This window comes from Paenibacillus polygoni, from assembly GCF_030263935.1.
Taxonomy (GTDB): domain Bacteria; phylum Bacillota; class Bacilli; order Paenibacillales; family Paenibacillaceae; genus Paenibacillus; species Paenibacillus polygoni.
The window spans coordinates 4,528,985-4,548,702 of sequence record NZ_CP127162.1; the positions used below are offsets into that span (position 1 = coordinate 4,528,985).

11 protein-coding genes are annotated in these 19,718 nt (G+C 40.5%); all 11 read right to left on the reverse strand.

What is annotated here, in order from left to right:
* Nucleotides 1–127 precede the first annotated feature (127 nt).
* The 11 genes from QPK24_RS21745 to QPK24_RS21795 all read right to left on the reverse strand — a co-directional run bounded on the left by QPK24_RS21745 (nt 128) and on the right by QPK24_RS21795 (nt 19,636).
* On the reverse strand, nt 128–406 hold the full coding sequence (locus QPK24_RS21745) for an alpha/beta-type small acid-soluble spore protein (RefSeq protein WP_285744648.1): 279 nt from the start codon (nt 404–406) through the stop codon (nt 128–130).
* 332 nt (nt 407–738) lie between these two features.
* Entirely contained in the window at nt 739–1,266 is a 528-nt protein-coding gene (locus QPK24_RS21750; RefSeq protein ID WP_285744650.1) for a cyclic nucleotide-binding domain-containing protein, read from the reverse strand.
* A 148-nt stretch (nt 1,267–1,414) separates the two neighbouring features.
* Complete coding sequence (locus tag QPK24_RS21755) at nt 1,415–4,252, reverse strand: hypothetical protein (RefSeq protein ID WP_285744652.1); 2,838 nt, start codon at nt 4,250–4,252, stop codon at nt 1,415–1,417.
* 126 nt (nt 4,253–4,378) lie between these two features.
* Nucleotides 4,379–7,405, reverse strand: a complete 3,027-nt coding sequence (locus tag QPK24_RS21760) for an Ig-like domain-containing domain (RefSeq protein WP_285744654.1) — start codon at nt 7,403–7,405, stop codon at nt 4,379–4,381.
* A 492-nt stretch (nt 7,406–7,897) separates the two neighbouring features.
* Entirely contained in the window at nt 7,898–8,239 is a 342-nt protein-coding gene (locus QPK24_RS21765) for a hypothetical protein (protein ID WP_285744656.1), read from the reverse strand.
* A gap of 146 nt (nt 8,240–8,385) precedes the next feature.
* A complete protein-coding gene (locus QPK24_RS21770; RefSeq protein WP_285744658.1) occupies nt 8,386–12,366 on the reverse strand; it encodes an S-layer homology domain-containing protein in 3,981 nt (1,326 codons plus the stop codon).
* 161 nt (nt 12,367–12,527) lie between these two features.
* Nucleotides 12,528–13,652, reverse strand: a complete 1,125-nt coding sequence (locus tag QPK24_RS21775; protein WP_285749494.1) for a glycosyltransferase family 4 protein — start codon at nt 13,650–13,652, stop codon at nt 12,528–12,530.
* 118 nt (nt 13,653–13,770) lie between these two features.
* Complete coding sequence (locus tag QPK24_RS21780) at nt 13,771–14,547, reverse strand: WecB/TagA/CpsF family glycosyltransferase (protein WP_407082938.1); 777 nt, start codon at nt 14,545–14,547, stop codon at nt 13,771–13,773.
* Between the two features lie 7 nt (nt 14,548–14,554).
* On the reverse strand, nt 14,555–15,724 hold the full coding sequence (csaB, locus tag QPK24_RS21785; RefSeq protein WP_285744660.1) for a polysaccharide pyruvyl transferase CsaB: 1,170 nt from the start codon (nt 15,722–15,724) through the stop codon (nt 14,555–14,557).
* Nucleotides 15,700–17,715: a DUF5693 family protein gene (locus tag QPK24_RS21790; protein WP_285744662.1), complete on the reverse strand. Its 2,016-nt coding sequence runs from the start codon at nt 17,713–17,715 to the stop codon at nt 15,700–15,702. Before QPK24_RS21790 ends, csaB begins: the two co-directional genes overlap by 25 nt.
* 211 nt (nt 17,716–17,926) lie before the next feature.
* Nucleotides 17,927–19,636: a phospho-sugar mutase gene (locus QPK24_RS21795; RefSeq protein ID WP_285744664.1), complete on the reverse strand. Its 1,710-nt coding sequence runs from the start codon at nt 19,634–19,636 to the stop codon at nt 17,927–17,929.
* Nucleotides 19,637–19,718: the final 82 nt, after the last annotated feature.

Here is a 19,718-nt window from a genome sequence, read left to right on the forward strand (position 1 = left end):
ATACGACATATTAACGTATTTGTCAATCGGTGTCAATCAATGACAAACGTGATCATTTCCACAATTTTTTAAAGAATTTCTGAACTTTTTTGGTGATTTTATTGAGTCTGCTCATGATTTATTCACCTCACAGTTTGTGTCCGGCTGCATGTAGCTCCGCAGAACGAACCAATCGTTTTGTCATTTCTCCACCAATCGAGCCATTCTCGCGGGAAGTCAGATGTCCCCATCCGGAGTAAGTATGGCTGCTACCACCAATTGACCCCAGTTCATCGCCAAACTCTGCATTTAGATCTTTACCGGTGTATCCACCTACTTGGATGCCGAACTCTGCGGCGATCTCATATTTCATCTGGTCCAACATCTGGCGGCTCTCCGGGACAAGCTTTTGATTATTTCTTGGCATAATATGATTGCACCTCCTGCTTATGATCTTGCAGGTATAGTGTCTGCAATTGGGATGAATATAGACTGGTGAAGTATTGTTACTTTTGGGAAAATGAAGTGAATCGGTCTTTGAAGTATAAATCTACAGAGGGATACATATACGAATGCAAAAAAATCTCTTCCTATATATAAGGTGAAATTGGGAATGAATTATTGGGAATGGTTTTTCTAATGATGAGGAATGGTTTATGAAAATAAAAAAATGTTTCGCTCCATATATAAAATGAAGCGAAACATCGCATACTAATGATGATTAGGAAGAACATTCTTTTTATAAGTGCTGCTTGATTACTACTGGAGCTTATAAGATCCGCGAACCATTACGGTCAGGTTATACTTATTCCCTTGCACAACTTCTATTCCACGACCTTCACGAGGGAAGGATAATAAGTGGTTATTCGTAATCGCTGTTCCATTACCAAGGTCTGCACCTTGAGTTAGATCTGCCACACCGTTGCTGTCTGTAGAGTAAATGACTGCTTTACCGCTACGGACAATAAACTCAGTACCTGCACCTGCAATCAGACGCTGTCCTGGTTTCACGACCACGATCTTGAGTTCATCTTCAGCACTTGTACTTGGTGTACTTGTACCTGGTGTGGAAGGAACGGAAGGAGTCGTACTTGTGCTTCCTCCGCTGCCTTGTCCTGCATTTTTAATGGCTTGATCTACATAACTCTTCGTAACGACAGGGTCATCGGCTGTACCTGGCTGGGACGGAACTGATGCGCCTTCAGCTGAGATATTCATAATTGAACCAATCCATATGCCTCCGCCTACGGCGATGGTTGCCATTCCTACTTTCCACATGCGTTTCATGATGTTCTTCCTCCTTAAATCTTTCATCCTTTTGTTTCTGTAACTCTAATGATAGAGGGTATCAAGCTAGTTCACAAGAAAAAGTTACCAAATTAATATAATCCTTTGTATCGATCTTTATCTACAGTTGAAATTTGTTGTTTGTATACTATTCACCAGTAGGCAGTTCCACCGGAATTCGGTTTGGATTATAGTACATCGATTGACCTGCTATCTTATACTTTTCTCCTTGGAATAGATCATAGATCGAGATTTGATAGGTTCCTCCTCTGCGATCTTCGAATACACGATCATCAATAGCCCAAGAAAGCAGCTGATTTGTACCAATCTTAAGATCTGTTGCAGGTACTAGCTCCTTCGCGAACACACGCCCAGTCGCATCTGTAATTTCCACGACGAGCTTATGTTCACTTTCCGGCAGATCGTATGCATCATCTACAGTTAACGTATAATACCACTCAACCGCAACACTGCTGCCGCCAGATAAATAAGCATCAAATGTGTGTGTTTTGATCTGATAAGGGTACAGTTCCACTTGTTCAATCTTCGTAAGCGCCGTGAGCTGTTCTGGTGCAATTTCAAGTGATGCTGCATTCACATAACCCGTAGGCTCTTCCTTGATGGCAGTCAGTTTATCTTCTGTTACACCTTCTCCGACAATCAGTCTCATATCTGAGACTGTGACACGTTTCGGGATTTTTGCCCACATGGTGACAATACTCTTATCTTCCGGACCTGCTGGATATTCAATTTGTTTTACGTTTGTTTTAAAATAAAGCCCGCTTGAAGACTGATAATATCCGCTAAGCTGAGATAACTCCGTCTGACGGTTTTCTAGATTCGTCACTTCAAGCTCGGTATAAACAAGGTCCGTACTCGTACCTGGGTACACTACCGTTTTTCTGGTCTTCACTTCTGCTTTTTTACCAAGCGTAGTAAGGGTAAACTCTTTATTTTTTTCAATCTTAGGAACGTCAGGGATGGCCCCAATATTCGTCAGCTTTAGCCATTCAAAAGATTCTTCTCCTACCTTCTCTTCTAAAGATACTTGTAGCTGAGCAATATCTAAAGATGTCGGTACTTTCGTTAATAGATATAAATCTATTGACTGACCTGGACCGAGCAAGGATGCGGCTTGGCTCTTAATCAGCTTGGTACTTGTCATATCTTTCGCAGAATCCACCGTAAAGGCTCCCTGCAGTTCAGGAAGGCGCAGCGTTTTGACAGAAGTATTCTTCACGGTCAGCTTCGCAGACAAAAGGTCTCCGTCTGTCCATGGCAAACGTTGTATAGATGACCAGGTCACTCCATACGTGCCATTATCGCTTTTCACCGTTGTTTCCGATCCTAATGTATTCTGCAATGAGGATGGTGTAGGTAAGATATAGACCCCTGCTGGGTAGCTAAAAGATGGTTCTTTTTTCTCCTGATCTTTAGGTACATTCATTTGCAGTTTGAGTGCACCCTGGGCAACGGCATAGGATACCGAGATATCCAGCTTAATTGTCTTCTCTTCATCCGGTTTCAGCGTCACGTTCTCAAGTGCTTTTGTCGTAATGGGATAAGATTTACCCGTTCCACTCAGCAATACGAACTCATACTTAGGTACCGTGATCGTCTGCTTCCCTGTATTTTGCAAATGAAAACGAATGGATAGATCGTTCTTGTCATAACTTTGGTTCACTGTTGCTCCTTCAAGCGTAGTTTGCAGTTTTTGACCATCCACATCCACTTCCCTTGCCTTAAAGGGAGCCGTCGCAACAATCTTCGTTGTACTTGCTTTAGGCAGTTCTAATGTGGCTAGAGGCAGTACTGTCTTCGTCTCCCCTTCTTCCTCCACGAGCACTAACTCTGCTCCTGTCAGTTTTACAGCAATAGGAATGGTTGCGTTCAGCTTTATCGTTTTGTTCTCCTGTGGCTGAATATTAAAAGGTGCCGCTTCGGTGCTTACCGTTTCCGCTATAAGCGGATAATTACTTCCTCCTGCTGTTCTCAGCACCCATTTCGCCGTTGGATTCTCTAGCATTTTATAACCGACATTATGCAGATTTACCGTCACTTCGGCATAGTTATATTCATTCACGGGATGTACTGCTAGTTTGGTTACTTTGACTTTAACGGGGGTGTCACCTAGTCGAATAGATTTAGACTTATTTACAGGTGTAGATAACGTATAGGATGCCGGTACATTAAACTGTCCCAGACTGCTTTCATAATTTGGCTTGCTGAAATCCCATTTCACAATTTGAAATAAAAGATCGCTAACGTTCACGCTCTTTCCTACTTTTACAATATACGTCACATCAAGGGTAGAACCTGCGGCAACACTTTTCTTCTCCTTGTCACGTGTAATCAGGTTAGGGGAATAGAGCGTTCCGCCTTTTGTTTTCACTTTAGTCCAATAGTCGATAAGCATGAGATTCTTGCTGTCATTGTTCTGATAGGTGAGGGTATACGAGATGGTCTTGCCATCTTCTTGTGTGAGTACATTGAGGTCGGTTAATTTCACTACACTTTTCGAGGTTAATTTGACTGATTTTAGGCTAGACAGAGTATATAGGGTTTTGTTTGTTTGGGTGGTGGTGGAACTGGACTTTGCTTTTGCAGAGGTACTCGCTGACGTACTCTTTGATGTGCTGTTCCCCGTAGATGCCATTTTTATTAGTGGATTAGCAGCATTAGCCGAAGAATTACCAATTAGTGACTGTGGATGAGTACCAGAGCCTGTATATATCAGAGTGGAAGGGTATGGAGTATTAATGTTTGTTGTATTTTCTTCAGATGAGTGGACTATACTGGATGTGTTTTCATACGACTCAATTCCAATAGTCTGACTTGTCCCCATTAAAGAGGATGAAGAACTAGATGAAATATATTTCGCTTTTCCTTGGTCATTCGTGCTTGCACTTACTAGAGTACCTTGTCCAATTACAATAGCTGCAGAAGCAATCCATAGTAACAATTTTTGATTTTGCTTTCGATTCAAGTCAGCAACCCCCATTTATTACCTTATTTTGAAGTTACTATATAGACGTATGTAATGGGGTAAAAGTTTCTTAAAATACAAAAACAGTGAAGACCTAAAAGGCCTTCACTGTTAGAAAATTGATTATTATTTGAATACTACAGATTTAGAGAAGGATTTTGCTGCATTTCCTTTTGCATCTTTAACTACTTTAGAATCTGCATTGCTTGCGTTCAACTCAACTGTAACAACAGAGTCAGTTGTCAATGCTTTGTCAGTAGTGAAAGTTACAACGAGATCTTTACCTTCAGCTTTGTATGCAACATTGCTTACAGTCACACCAGTAACAGCAGCGCTAACAACGTTAGTGCCTGATACAGCAGTGATTGCTTCATCAAATGTTACTCTAGCTTCGTAAGAAGTACCTGATCCAGTAACTTTCAGTGGGTTTTCAGATACGATTGCTGGTGCAATTTTATCTGCAAGATTAATAGTAAGTTCACTATCTACTTTAACACCAAATTCAGTTGCAGAGTTTGGCACATCAGCTGTTACTACAAATGCATAATTCGCAGCATCAGCCGGAAGCACTTTATCGCCTCTCAATACGAAGTTGTATGCATCAGAATTTACACCATCATAAGATACTGCATAAGTGTCGCCTGTCACAGTATTTTTGATTGCAAAGTCGTTTGCATCAATGCTTGACAATTTCGCATCGAATTTAACAGTTATTTTATTATTGGAAACTGCATTAGCTTCAGTAGCTCGAACTGCAGAGTTTGGCTTAGCAGTTACATAACCAACATAACCATTGTTTTTGTAAGCAAAGTTTCCTGCTTTATCAGCTACAAGAGTTACACGAATTGCAGAACCTGAAGCATCTACAGTTTTCTTAGTGTTAGGTACAGTTACTTTAACTGTATCAGAAGTAATCAGATCTACAGTCGCATTGGTTGGAAGTGCTTCGTAAGTATCGGAAGAAGCAGTCCATTTAACATTGTATTTCGTTTTTTCTAATACACTACCGGAACCTTCAATAGCCATATCTTTGCTGTAAGTAAGATAGAAGCTTACATCACGTGCTCCATCAGTATTAGCAGTTCCCAATTCAACCCATGCTGATTTCAGTTCTGGAGTAGTTGTATCACCTACTTCAAAAGTACCAGAATAAGGGAGAATTGTGTTAGGAACATAAGCGTTATCTTGTACACCAGCAACTGCTAATGTATAAGTACCTTGTTTAAATGAGCTGGACAATGTAATTGTAGCTTCTGTCTTAGCACTGTTCAATGCAATGTCTCTTACTGGATGTCCAGCAGAATCTAGACCATTACCAGACACAACTTTTCCGTCTTTATCTTTAATAGTGTAGTTTTCTTTGCTTGTTGCAAAGTTTACGGACTCACTATATTTAACTTTGAGTTCAACTTCACCGTTGTCTTTAACACTTGTAGTCAAAGATGCAACTTCTGGACGAGTAGTATCCAAAGTAGGTGTGATTTTCACTTCACGAGTAGCACTGTTACCACTGTAATCAGTTGCTCCTTCAACTACAATTGTGTTCTCACTTACAGAAAGAGCGTTCTCTCTAGTGAACTCAACTGTAATTTTGTTACCAGAACGAGTCACTTGACCTGTTTTAGAAGAAACACCATTGTATACTTTACCAACTGATTTCAGTGGCTCGTTAAATTCGATTTCAACTTTTGTCAAGTCAGTGGATTTAGAAGTAACAACCGTTGGAGCTTCAGTATCAACTGCTACAGTGAATTCATTTTCGACTGGAGTTACTACAAAGCCAGCGAAATCTCTAACACCATTCACAGTTAATTTGTGTTCTCCTGTTGCAAGTTCAGTAGTAATTACTACAGTTGTAGGGGAAGTATATTCTACAGATCCCGCAATAGATTTACCATCAATTTTGTAGTTCACTGTAGAAATTGCAGTTGCACGATCTACTGGCTCAGAGAACTCAACTTGGAATGCTTTTGTTCCAAGACCTTTAACTTCATTCACTTTAGGGATAGTAACATCTACAGGAGTAAATGTAATCTCTTCAGAGAAAGTTTTAGATTTGTCAGAGTTTTTAACGCCGTCAACTTTAATTTTTACTGCTTTTTGGTTCTCCAATTTGTTAGTATCTGAGTAGTTTTCACCTTTCAGAGTAAGAACAACGGATTTTTTATCTGCAGAAAGTTCAGCTTTATCGATAGTTTTAGAGAAAGAGTAGTTTTTAGCGTTTTCTGCTGTTTCTTCATCCAAATCACCGTCAAAAGTAACAACAACTTGTTTCAGGTTGCTAGCAGTTACGCTTTGCACTTTAGTAGCTGCAGTTACTACATAAGTTACTTTCTCAGTGAATTCTTTGTCTTTGTAAGTAAATTTAACTTCAGTTTCTTTGTTAGCTTCAAGAGCTTTATCCAAAGTTACTTTTACAGTTTCATCGTCGCTCATTTTGAATTCTACAACTTTTCCACCTTCGGATACAGTGTAGGATGCAACTTGAAGGCTAAGCTCTTGATCAACTGCGTAAGCAGCGCCTACAAGAAGAGCACGATCAGCATTAGATTGGAAGTTAGCTTTCGCATCTACCAAACCAGCGTTGATTGCTGCTTGAACATAACCTTTAGCCCATGCAGTTGCAGAGTTGTTAGTTTCAGTTGGTACTTCAAGATCAAGCGCACGTACAAGTACAGTTGCCATTTCTTGAACTGTTACAGGACCGGAAAGGTCAAAGATTTTCTTAGTTGTGTTTTTACCTTCCATGATACCCGCAGCGGATACAGCTTCTACGAAAGGAGCTGCCCAGTGTTTAGCACCGTAGTTTTTGTCTTTGAAAGAGTAAACGCCATTGATCTCTTTCAGACCCAGTGTTTTCGTAATTACTTTCGCGAACTCAGCGCGAGTCATTTGTCTGTCAAGGTGTGCTTGACCATCTGGGAATCCAGAGAAGATACCTTTTTCTTTCAAATAACTGTATTGTGCATTTACATCAGTAAGACCTGCTTGACCGAATGCTACAGATGCAAACATTGAGAATGCCATTGCTGTAGACAAAGCCACGGATAAAATTTTCTTCATAAACTTTTTTTCTCCTCCTCGAGAAATCATCACATGATTAGTATTTTTATAATTGCTGTTACTAGTAAATGGGTTGCCCGTGTTACTCATTTCGTTACACCCCCCTTCCCAGAGTTAGAGCAAGTAATGCATATAAAATGATGTCTGTGAAATTTCACAGAAACTTGTAAATTAAGCCAAGTATAAAGAAATATAGATTAGTTACCTAATCCTACCTCCCGTATTATACATTGTGGTAATTAAGCCGTAAAGGAATATTTTCTAATTAATAGACAATTTTCTCCATTAATCTCAATTTTCTTCCTCATTGTTTTCGGCTATACATCTTAAACGCAGTAGTTTCAAAAAAGTTGCGACTTCTACAAAAAAATTTTCTTTAATTTTAAAAAAGTGGAAACCAAGCTTTATATTTGAATGCATACAGCTTATAACAAGGGTTTAGTACATGTTTTGAACTATACAATACATAACCATAATTTTCTATTTTATACCATTCAAAATCAACTTTTTAAAAAATTCTTCTTTTCTCAGAAAACAGAACAAAAAAAAAGACACCTCTTGGGTATCTTCTTCGTTTCCTTATTACTTAATCTTCATTGCCAGATCAATAATACGAGCCCGCATCTGAGGATCGGTATTCAAGTTCGCATACATTTGTTCGATGGGCTCTTTATTCTCTTTATATGTCTTCTCATGCTTAATCGTTACATGGGACCAATCAATAAGTTCATTCTCGGAAGCAACCAAATTATTATATGCATCGTGGAAACCTGTCTTCATCACAAGCTCTTCCATAACTTCTTGCGTGATTTCTCTAGTTTTCTTCGTTTTCTCAATTTCCATTTCTAGAATAGCAGCTTGTTTTTCAAATTGTGTCTTTGTTTTCATGTAGCCAAGTTGTGCCTTTGAATAGATCGGTTTCATTATATTAATTCACCCTTTAGAAAAATGTGTATTTTCCGTTATTGTATCTCATAATCTATTAAATTACAAAATCTATTCTTTAAACCTACCATTGGAAAAGCCAGATAATGCATGTAACAACAGCATCATCTGGCTTTCTAGAACAACTAACTTAAGTTAGCAGGAAATACTTTCGCATATTTTTTCAGAAGCTCTACTGCAATTTTCGCTGCTTCTGCACGAGTAAGGTTCGCATCTGGATTAAACATATACTGTACTTTAGATTGACCGCTAATTGTTGTTGGCGCACCCACCATAATTTTAGCTTTAGATACAGCTAAAACTGCAGGTCTGGCATAATTATCAATTCGCCCTGAATCGATAAACGACTTCGCGAGAGTCTCAGCCAGTTTTGTGTCATTTGCAGCCAATTTTAGATTTGTAGCTCTCGCAATCATCATCGCTGCCTGTTCTCTCGTAAGAGGTGAATTTGGAGAGAATATACCATCACTTATCCCAGTAATAATTCCGGCTCTTGCTGCCGTCTCAATATATTTATAATCCCACACTGCAGTCGAAGAATTTAAGTATACATCGGTAAACGTCAGTTTACCCGAATAACTTAAAGGCAGATTTAATCCTTTGACAAGCAAAGTCGCAAATTCCCCACGAGTGGTTTGATCCTGGGCTCCAAACTGTTCAAACGTCAAATTCTCCATGTATCCCTTGGCATACATTGCATTCAATATATTCCGAGCCCATGAGTGATTTGTAATATCTGAATAGCTTTTGCTGAGCTTCATTACTTTGTAGTATCCAAACTCATCGAACGGTACTGTAATTGTATGCTTCTTGGTGTCTACTACTCCACCGATCCGTTCCCATTTTGGTCTGGAATCACCTGTCAAGCTTTTCTCTTCTTGAGTAATAGGTACATAACGGTATACCGCAATAGTTGAACCAACCTCATCTACTACGCTGGTATTATAACTTAGTGTGAGACTACCTCTTTGGCTAGGTGTAATTTTACGTTCATTTTTGATGTTATTAAACATTCCTGCTACAGAATAAGGCGTAATCCCATTGGATGATTGAATGTTTGTCCCTTCAACTTCCCCTAGTCCTCCGCTAATCCAATAGACGTTAGAAATCAATGAAAAGTTTCTAGACTTATCTGTTGATTGGAAATTCAAAAGATCTTCACTAGTTACGTTAATAACCGGATAGCTTGAAGAGTTCGTATCATTACTTGGACCCGGGAGTTTAACGATCTGACCATAGTCATTTCTTCGTTCTACAATCCCATTCTCCGGGTTAGCAATACCAAATAAGATTTTTGTGTCAGGATAAAATTTAGTTATTCCTAAATCTGTTTCTGACTTTAAGATCGTTCCTTTTGGGAAAGATAACTCCACTGACTTATTAAAAACGCTGTATTTGTTTGCCGTCTTAGCTGGCATATACTGTGAATCGACGCCCACCGCACCGGCATAATAAATATTAATTGTCTCGGTATAACTTGTTTCGCCAGTAGAAATTACTACTTTAATGCTGTTGTTCTTATCCTGTTTCAATCCTACATAATCTAGTACATAACGGCTTTCCCCTAACTCAGGGTTTAATACAGCGGGTTCTTTATCTATAACCACCGAGGTAGCGCCTGGAGCATATATATCAAAATGTATAAAGTTTTTGTTCACTACATACTTACCATCTACGGTCGGTTTTGGAGCATAAATATCATAGGGTTTCACTTCACTAATAATAGTTAAATTCTCTGAACTATAAGAACCTGTATTTTTATAGACGTTCAAATTGTAGCTATAAGTTCCGGGATTCGATACATTAAAACCTTGAACTCGAATAACAAAATCTTCCTCACTACCATAGATTTCATAGGTATATGTCTGCCCATTGTACGTGAAGGATTTTGGATTATTATCCGTTGATGCTATTGTAGTCGGAGCAATAATCTGTTTGGTTCCCTCTAATAATTCAAACTTAGAAGCACCACTTCCTCGGAAAATCAGGTTATACTGTTTAGCTACTGTTTTATACGTGTTTTCTCCTTGGTAATCAAACTCAGGTGAAGCATCGAAGAAACTTTCCACTTCTGTTGGTTCTGTCGGAAATTTTTTATTTCCGACCTTAGCAGGAATAAAATTTTTAATATTCGGTTGATTTTCATCTATGATATAGATAATTAGCTCAGTAATATACGTATCACCATTACCTTTTAGTACGATACGGTTTTCACCATAAACAAGTACCTTAGCAAAATTAGAATCAGTGCTGTTGCTATCCTGCATTGATAAAGGTATTGAGAACTGCCCATCTGTTATGGAAACCCATTTTTGATCTGTTGATCTTACCTGAACACCATTAACATATAAACTTCCATTGATTTTTCCATCCACTATAGGGAAATTCATGTATTGACCCTTAAGGTAAACTTCTATTTTATCTGTATCGTTTGCGTTAACAGGTACAATCTGTCCGTTCGTATGGCTGCTAACATGGATACCTATTTTAGATACAGAATTAATTTTGACTTGTACATTTTTACTATTCGAGCCATAGTTAAAACTTACATTTTGAGCTCCGCTCTTAAATTCACTAACTTTATAGATATATTGATATTTATCCGTCACTTTTCCTACATAACTAACGTTAACTTTTCCTGTTGGGATGTAATTTGCTGCTAATATTGCTTCCTTAATATCATTTCTCGTTTCTACTAGAATATAAAAAGAGCTTCCACTAACCTCTGAATTATTCAAAGTTTTTGCCCCTTCAACAGCACTTGCTAAATACTCTTCCTCTTTTACCATATTCGCTTTAGGGTTAAAACTTGAAGGAAGCAACTGAAGGTTGTTGATAATAATTTGATCTTGCGCATAATTAAATTTCAGTGTTCGGCTGGAGGTTGAACTAGGTGTGGAATCTTTAGGATATTTTACATCTACATCAAATTGAACTTGATCAATCTGTGGAAAACTAAAGTTATTAATTACCAAATTAATCATTCGATAACTTGGTACTATACCAGCAGTTCCTTGAAATACTTCTTCGGCACCCGGTTTAGATCCGATACTTCCATCGTTGTTCATATTCAAAAAGGTAACGTCACTATCACTATTAAGATTAATTTCACTAGTCTGATCACCAATTGAAATCGCAAGTGTACCATTATCTTTAAACGATTTTCCATCAGCGTCTTCCAGCAAGAATTGCATATAAAGCTTCCCTGAAGCTTCCTTTAATGTCCAAGTAGGATCATTCCCCAGCAAATCAATTCGGTTATCGCCCTTTTTATCGCCAAGATGAGCAGAAATAATACTGTTGCCCTCTTCATAGTAATACAATTGATATGGCATATTCACCGTACTGGTACCATCAGTCACTTTAATAACCAAGTTATTTAATCCTGACTTAAGATTCATTTCCGCAGAGTAGAATGTACCATCCTGTAAAAGAGTAGAAGGCAGAGCTGAACCGTTATTTAAAGTAAACTGTACTTTCGTTGCATTGGCTACTTTACCTTCTATTGTAATGGTTTTATTAGGCACAACTACAGTTGCTCCCTCGTTCAGGGTAATCGAGTTATAGCCTGTTAGTATATTTACATTTTTAATATAAGTCGTTGGTTTAAAATACACATAGAAACTTTCGTATTTTGAATTACTTCCTGTTACCCCGGAATTGTCACCTTGTATACCGCTAAAAGTGATCTTATTCATTCCTGAATGTAACTGTACATTGGCAACAAACTTATTGTCCGGTGACTCAGAGTCACGTTGGATGGAACCCGTATTCACCTGATTGGCTACTTCTGTCCAACCGGAATTTTCTTTTTCTTGAGTCATTCCTTGTACTTCTACACGCATCGTCGAACCTACTATTCTTAGGTAAGAACCTTTAATTTCAAAGTTAGACTCTGTTACTTGAAGTGCATCGCTAACTTTGAGTAGATCCGAATCAGTTGTACCAAGTCCCTTACCATGAGTTGCTTTCAGTGTAGGATCATCTGGGAAGAAGTAGGTTGGTAACACTGCTGCCTCCGCCCTACTTACCAAACCTGGTGGAAATAATGAAATAACTAATGAGACTAACAGCAGCCATACCATCGGCCGTTTGATGCGCTGCATAAAATCGCTCCTTTATTTTTAATTACCTTCTATATCGGACAGCTATGTAGAAATATGAACCCAAAAACATAAAAAAACCTTATTCCCGTTAAAGAGAATAAGGTTTATGAAATATTGAAAAATAAGATAATAGCAGTTTCATAGTATAACACGAGTATCTATTATGACTTTGTTTTTGCCTCTGCTGCTTTCATTCGAAGCTTGTGAAAGAAATTCAGAACCGGACGTTTTGTCTTATCAATCAGACCAATGACTTCTGCCCCAATCTGCAGGAAGAACATCATCACACAGATCACCACAAAGGTTACCCAGTTGGCCTCATGAATTGCAGCAGCGGACTGGATGACAGCCAGCACTCCGAAAAATGCAGCAATTCCGTAAATAATCAGTACAGTCTGACGATGACTGAACCCAAGATCACGCAAGCGATGATGCAAGTGACCTTTATCCGGTGCAAAGATCGGTTTCTTATTAAGGAAACGACGAATGATCGCAAACAGTGTATCCGAGAGCGGAACCGCAATAATAATCAGCGGTGTAATCAAGGTTACGACTGCAATTTGTTTAAATCCAAGCAGAGATAACATGGCAAGGCTGAATCCGAGGAACAGCGACCCTGTATCTCCCATAAAGATTTTCGCAGGGTGAAAGTTAAAGAACAAGAATCCAATGATACTGCCGAGCAGAACCATGCAGACCATAGCCGTCACGATATTCCCCATGATTAAGGACATCACTGCAATCGTACCGATCGCAATCGCAGATACACCTGCTGCAAGACCATCCAGTCCATCAATCAGGTTGATTGCATTGGTTACGCCCACAATCCAGAAGATCGTTACCGGAATGGAAATCCAGAGTTCCAGTGAAGAATATGCATCAACAAATGGAATATTAACAAAATCTATTCGAATATCAAAGGCAAATACCACTACACACGCCGTAATAATCTGAGCTAAGAATTTAATTTTGGCCGATAACTGAAATTTATCATCCATGGCACCAATGAGGGCAATCATGGTTCCTCCAATGATGAAAGCATAGATGAAGCGGTTATCTCGAGCAGTAAAGTACTCCGAAACAAACGGAAGTAATGCCAGCAATGTGACCATAAAAGCAAGAAATATCCCGAGACCGCCAAGTCTTGGCATAATCTTGGTGTGGACCTTACGTGCATCAGGCACGTCAACAGCTCCCACCTTTATCGCAAACTTCTTTACAAGCGGAGTAAGTAGAACCGCTAGTCCAAGAGCTACGATAAATCCCAAGATATAGAACATTAACATGTGCTCATTCGACCCCCAATTTATCAAAACTAACTCCATGCATTATACTCCCTAGATTCTTGAATTACTATCCCTGTTTTCTAGAAAAAATCAAAGATTTTAGCAATTCTTCCTCCATTTACACCGATTTTGTCACGTTTTCTTTTTCACGCACGACTTTCGCAACAAACTGTGGTAGAGCCAGCATTCTTTTTGCCCGGGTCGGTTCACGCAGTAAACGATAGAACCATTCCGCTCGCATTTTTTGAAACAGAACGGGTGCTCTCTTTGATTTTCCTGAAATGACATCAAAACTGCCGCCGACGCCCATAACAAGAGGTACTCCTAATTTGTGTTTATGTTCACCGATCCACGGCTCTTGGTTATTAACCGCACGTGCTACAAACAGTAGGTCTGGAGCAGCTTCCCTTATCTCAGCAATTACTTCATCGTCTTGATCCGAATCAAAAAAGCCATCGCGATATCCACAGATCACGACACCAGGATACTGTTTTTGTAACCTGCTTGCTGTCTCTTGAATCACCTCAGGTGTAGAGCCTAGAAGGAATACTCTCCATCTATACGTTTCTCCAACCCGCATTAATTCATGTAGGAGATCAAAACCGGCCACTCGTTCCGCAACAGGGATACCGCAGTAGTTCGCTGCCCATACCACCCCTGTACCATCCGGGACAACCAGCTCAGCCGATTTCATGACCTCCATGTACTTTGGATCTTCCAGCGCCGTCATCACCATAATTGGATTACCCGTGATAACTTGGTGGATCTGCCCTGTACGAACGACTTCTTCAAGATAGGCTACCGTGTCATTCATATCCATGCGTGAAAACCGAATTCCAAAGATGGGCACGGTCGGTACAGACCTTGTCTGTACTTGCTCCATATGCTCATTCATGACTCATTCATCCTTTGCCGCTTAGAAATTTTAAAATATGGACCGCAGGCTCCTGTGCTTGCTCTTTAAGCGAAGCAATTGCTTCTTCCCTCGTCGCAAGCCATTCCTCACGGTTCGTTAGAATCTTCTCAAGTTCCTCAGCCAGCTTGTCTGCTTGCAGCGAAGCTGTCGTGCCGATCGCTTGAGAATCCAGTCGATGAAGAAAAGCATCAATCTTCGGATCATACGATACACCAATCAGCGGTACACGCTGGGAAGCTGCATAGATCAAACTGTGTAATCTCATGCCGAGGACAAGTGCACAGCGAGACACTTCTAACAACATCATTTGCGGATCTGTTACATTTGAACAGATGCTTACTTTACTGCCTGTACCATGTAGAGGCCCTATTTGCTGCTTCACATACGTAGACGCTTCTTCATCAGAAGGCAAATGGAAGGGAAGCAGACGAATATGCACTTTATGTTTGGTAGCAAGCTGTTTGAGCCCTTCTGCGATCTGGTCCAGTTCATTACGATCCTTCTCCCAGAAACGCACAGAGACTCCAACCACCGGCAGCTCTTCTTCTTGTTCTGATTTCGGTGTGGTTCTTCTTGCACTTCCTCCTCCGTAAGATGCTTGTTGCACCTTCGTTAGTTCAGGAAGCGGAAGTCCCATAACAGGGTCAGGAACGATGTGTACATCGTTCCATCTTATTCCAAAGCCCTGAATTAACTTAGCTGATTCTTCATCACGAACCGAAATATATTCACAGTGTTTAAAAATACCGCGAATCATCGTTTTGAAAATGTCGCGTTTTACAGGCCCAATCCCCTGAGAATATATAAACGTTGGTTTTTTCATGTTCTGTGCGATTTTAATAACGCCAAGGTAATAAGGGATGGATTTCCAGCCTGTTGCATCTTGCAGCAAACTTCCTCCTCCGCTAATCAACCCATCACTTTCTTTGATGGCCCGGCGAACCTCGCCAAGTTTCATCCGATGTACAGCACGAACACCATACGTCTTCTGCGTCCACTCTGGGTCGCCTGAGAGAACGATCGGTTCTACCTGCACGTTTGTGCGCTGACTTTCTGACTCCAGTGCAGTCAGTATCGATTTAAGAACAGCTTCATCTCCGCTGTTATGAAAACCATAATATCCTGAGATAACTATTTTCTTAGTAGTGGTGACCATTTTTTCCAACATCCTTCCAAAACTTGCCACACCACAATTGCAATCAATCCAACGATGAGACCAAGTCCGAGACCTAACACCCCACGAATAAGGGAAAGATGCGCTGGTGTATGAATATGAGCGAACGTATCCACCATAGACAACTGAGCAATCGATGCAATAATCATTAAATAAATTCCATTACGATATTTAAGAGCAATAAATGCTCCTAAAATAAACATAGGGTGCCCCAGTAAAAATTCCTTGTTACGAGGACGAACGCCAAAGGTATCTTCCAAGAATGTCCGTACCATCATTTCCAGCGGAGTTACACTGCCCGAGTTTCCTGTACGGGTCAGATAGTAATAGCCTACCATACCTATGATACCCGCTGCCAGTATCCACAAAAGAGTGATTGGCTCATTCAGCAGTTTGCGGACAAATGCCATACTTAGCGCCTTGCGGTAGAACAGAACATAGAATGCCGTAAGTGCAATCGGAGCTAAGTGCAATAGGCTTACGCCTCTAAATTGCTCAATCACAAGTGCATAGGTAATGTTATTCAGCAGGGCAATCATGAACGGAACAGCAAGGAAGGACAACAGCGATGTTCGGACAAACAAGATAAGCGCTTGTGTCACACGATCCCTCACTGAAAGATCAGGATTTCTCAGCTGCATTGCATTAATACGGCGTACGGCAAGCACCATCGCAATCGTTGGAGCGCTGATCGCAACGAGCAGAGCAACACCTTGTTCCATAAGAGACGGTCTAAGTACATATAATCCGCCGCTTCCGAGGATTCCTAGCACAAAGGCTGGCAAAGTCAGGAATGGAATGAAGTAGGATACCATTAATGCGATCATTGCAATGCTTCCGACCACAACAACAGCTTTGAAATATTTTTGACCTGGTGTTTCATGTACTTTGAATGGCTCGGCTTGTCCTATAGTGAAGCCATTCTCTTTCATTCGTTCTACTGCATTTCCTTCTTCCCCCAGTGCATCCAGTAAGTTATCCAGAGGATCTGTCACTGCTGCTTGCAGTGCACTGCGTGAAGGTGCTGCGTTTAGATAAATCATCCGAATATTCCGATCTTTTGTAGCCAGCGTGAATCGATCTGCAATTACTTTTGGAGAAAGATTCGCATCGTTTTCACTTAGAGAGATAAGACGAACGACATTGTAGTCTGTTAAATAAGCAAGGGTGCTGAAACCATGCTGCGGCACTTTCAAATTCTCAATTGCAGCAAGTCCGATACCATGCTGATTCAGAAGCTCTGCAAAAGATGACAAGCTTCTCAGCTCTCCATTATCGTTATAGCCCTTAACCTTATCTCCTTCAAACAGAATTCGTTTGACACCGAAACTCTCAAACGTATCCATTAACTGAGCTACGGACTGCTGATCGTAAGGAAGTGAGTCACCTAGCCGAGGCATAATACTAAAACCACGATCCACTAGATCACTCATTGTAATTGGATCCGGCATCATTGGCTTTAAGTTGGCATTTTCTACAGGTGTTTCAATAACCAAACCTTCTTTACCCTCATGAGTCCATGTACGAACTGGAATATCGAGTCTGCGGAATGTGTCCGCAATGACAGGAGTTAAGACTTCTTTATTCTCTTCATTTGTAAATAAGATATAAGTATAATTCTCATTCTCCGGTAAAATTTCACCTGACATATTCGCTACATCTAGACTGCTGTAGATCATGATGCGACGAGATTTACGGAATTCATCCAGTGTACTCTCAAACATCGCCATCGTTGATATGCCTGCATTTTTGAGTTCCGTTAATTTTTCATCAATAAAGTCCTGCGGGTGAACCTGATAGGCTGCTATATCCACAAGATCCCGATAATCGAATACCAATTCTACATTTTTGGAACTGGATTCCGTTGTGACACGGTCGTAGATGACTGGAATGGAAGCTATAAGTCCAATAATTACAATAATCCATAGCCATTTACGAGAGACCGTGTTCCAATATTGCCATTTTTGACGCACCGATGTGTACCCCCTAAATTTTATACCTTTTATAAGCCATATCATGCCCAGCACGCAAATATTTAGCAACTCAGCATTGAAACGATTCCTGTATATTCCTGTGTCTTCATTCCAACACAAAAGCCTCTCCGCCAAACAACCCGTAACGGTGCGGAAAGGCTCCTGATTTAACTTAACATTTCTTATAAAAAGAAATCAAACAAGCTCTTGATCAGCGATCAATACGGCCCATAACTGCATCCGTAAGACGCTGAATTCGTGCATGAGCATCTTCATTATTTTCGCCTTGAACAGCAAAGTATATTTTAATCTTCGGTTCTGTACCTGAAGGGCGCAAGCAGAACCATGAGCCATCTTCCAGAATGAATTTAAGCACATTCTCTTTAGGAAGACCATCAATACCTGTGGAATAATCCAGCATTTCTTGAACCTTAATTCCAGCAACCTCTTCTGGAGCAGAAGTACGCCACTCGGTCATAATAGCCTGAATCTGCGCTACGCCATCTTTGCCTTTTAAGGTACGAGACTGCAAGTTCTCTAAGAAATAACCAAACTGCTCATACAGTTCTTGAAGAACATCGTACAAGGTTTTGCCTACACTCTTATAATAAGCAGCCGCTTCACAAATCAGCATCGCAGCGAGTACGGCATCTTTATCCCTTGCATAATTACCTGCGAGATAGCCGTAACTTTCTTCATATCCAAAAAGATAAGTATGACTGCCTGTCTCTTCAAAGGCATTCATTTTTTCACCAATATATTTAAAGCCAGTTAGTGTATTAAACACTTCCGCACCGTAATGTTTCGCGATTACAGCACCCATCTCACTCGTTACAATGGTTTTTACCACTGCGCCGTTCGTAGGAAGCTGTCCGCGCTCTTTCAGCTGTCCGAGGAGATAATTCGTCATAATGGCACCGGACTGGTTACCTGAGAGCACGAAATATTTGCCTTCTTTATCTTTTACCACTGCACCCATACGGTCCGCATCCGGATCGGTACCAATGATAATATCTGCATCCACTTTTTCGCCAAGCTTCATGGCAAGTGTGAATGCTTCGCGTTCTTCTGGATTAGGTGACTTCACCGTAGTGAAATTTGCATCCGGCTCTGCTTGCTCAGAAACGACATGCACATTCGTAAATCCAATACGCTCCAGCACTTTTGTCACAGGCATATTTCCTGTACCATGCAGCGGTGTATAGACGATATTGAAGTCTTTACTATACTCAGCAGCAATACGGTCCCGGTTCAAACTTTCGGCAGCAACGGTTTCGATGAATGCTTCATCTTCTGCATCGAGAAGCCATACAAGCAGTCCTTGTGCTTCTGCATCCGCCTGTGTAAGCTTCTTCACATCAGCAAGGGAAGCTACATCCTGAATATACTGAATCACTTGTTCTGCTTCATCCGGCACGAGTTGTCCGCCAGAAGCATTATATACTTTGTACCCATTATATTCGGGAGGATTATGACTCGCTGTGATCACGATTCCACCTGTCGCCTGCAAATGACGTACACTATAAGACAACTGTGGTGTCGGACGCAGTGATGTAAAGAGTTTAGCCACAATACCATTCGCAGCGAGTACTAAAGCAGCCTCAAGAGCAAACTCCGGTGAAAAATGACGAGAATCATGAGCGATTACAACAGAAGGTTTTCCTTCTCCGTTATGAGCTTCATTAATGTAGCGTGCAAAACCTTGTGTTGCTTTTCCTACTGTATAACGGTTGATCCGGTTACTGCCTGCTCCAATGACACCGCGCAGACCTCCTGTACCGAATTCAAGCTCCCGGTAAAAACGATCCTCAAGTTCATTCGTATCTCCAGATAAATCCGTTAGCTCCTGTTTGGTTTCCTCATCAATAGATGGATCCTTAAGCCATTGTTCCAATGTTTGCTTCGCAGTTTCACTTAACATGTCGTCACCATTCTCCTTTATCCCATATGTAACTATGGTTCTCTATGTGGTTATTTCATGATTGTAAGCTAATCGATAATTC

Coding starts and splice junctions, on each gene's coding strand:
- QPK24_RS21760 (WP_285744654.1), bottom strand. CDS start 7,405: ATGAGTAACACGGGCAACCCATTTACTAGTAACAGCAATTATAAAAAT.
- QPK24_RS21750 (WP_285744650.1), bottom strand. CDS start 1,266: ATGAAACGCATGTGGAAAGTAGGAATGGCAACCATCGCCGTAGGCGGA.
- QPK24_RS21745 (WP_285744648.1), bottom strand. CDS start 406: ATGCCAAGAAATAATCAAAAGCTTGTCCCGGAGAGCCGCCAGATGTTG.
- QPK24_RS21770 (WP_285744658.1), bottom strand. CDS start 12,366: ATGCAGCGCATCAAACGGCCGATGGTATGGCTGCTGTTAGTCTCATTA.
- QPK24_RS21775 (WP_285749494.1), bottom strand. CDS start 13,652: ATGTTAATGTTCTATATCTTGGGATTTATCGTAGCTCTTGGACTAGCG.
- csaB (WP_285744660.1), bottom strand. CDS start 15,724: ATGGTCACCACTACTAAGAAAATAGTTATCTCAGGATATTATGGTTTT.
- QPK24_RS21795 (WP_285744664.1), bottom strand. CDS start 19,636: ATGTTAAGTGAAACTGCGAAGCAAACATTGGAACAATGGCTTAAGGAT.
- QPK24_RS21780 (WP_407082938.1), bottom strand. CDS start 14,547: ATGAATGAGCATATGGAGCAAGTACAGACAAGGTCTGTACCGACCGTG.
- QPK24_RS21765 (WP_285744656.1), bottom strand. CDS start 8,239: ATGAAACCGATCTATTCAAAGGCACAACTTGGCTACATGAAAACAAAG.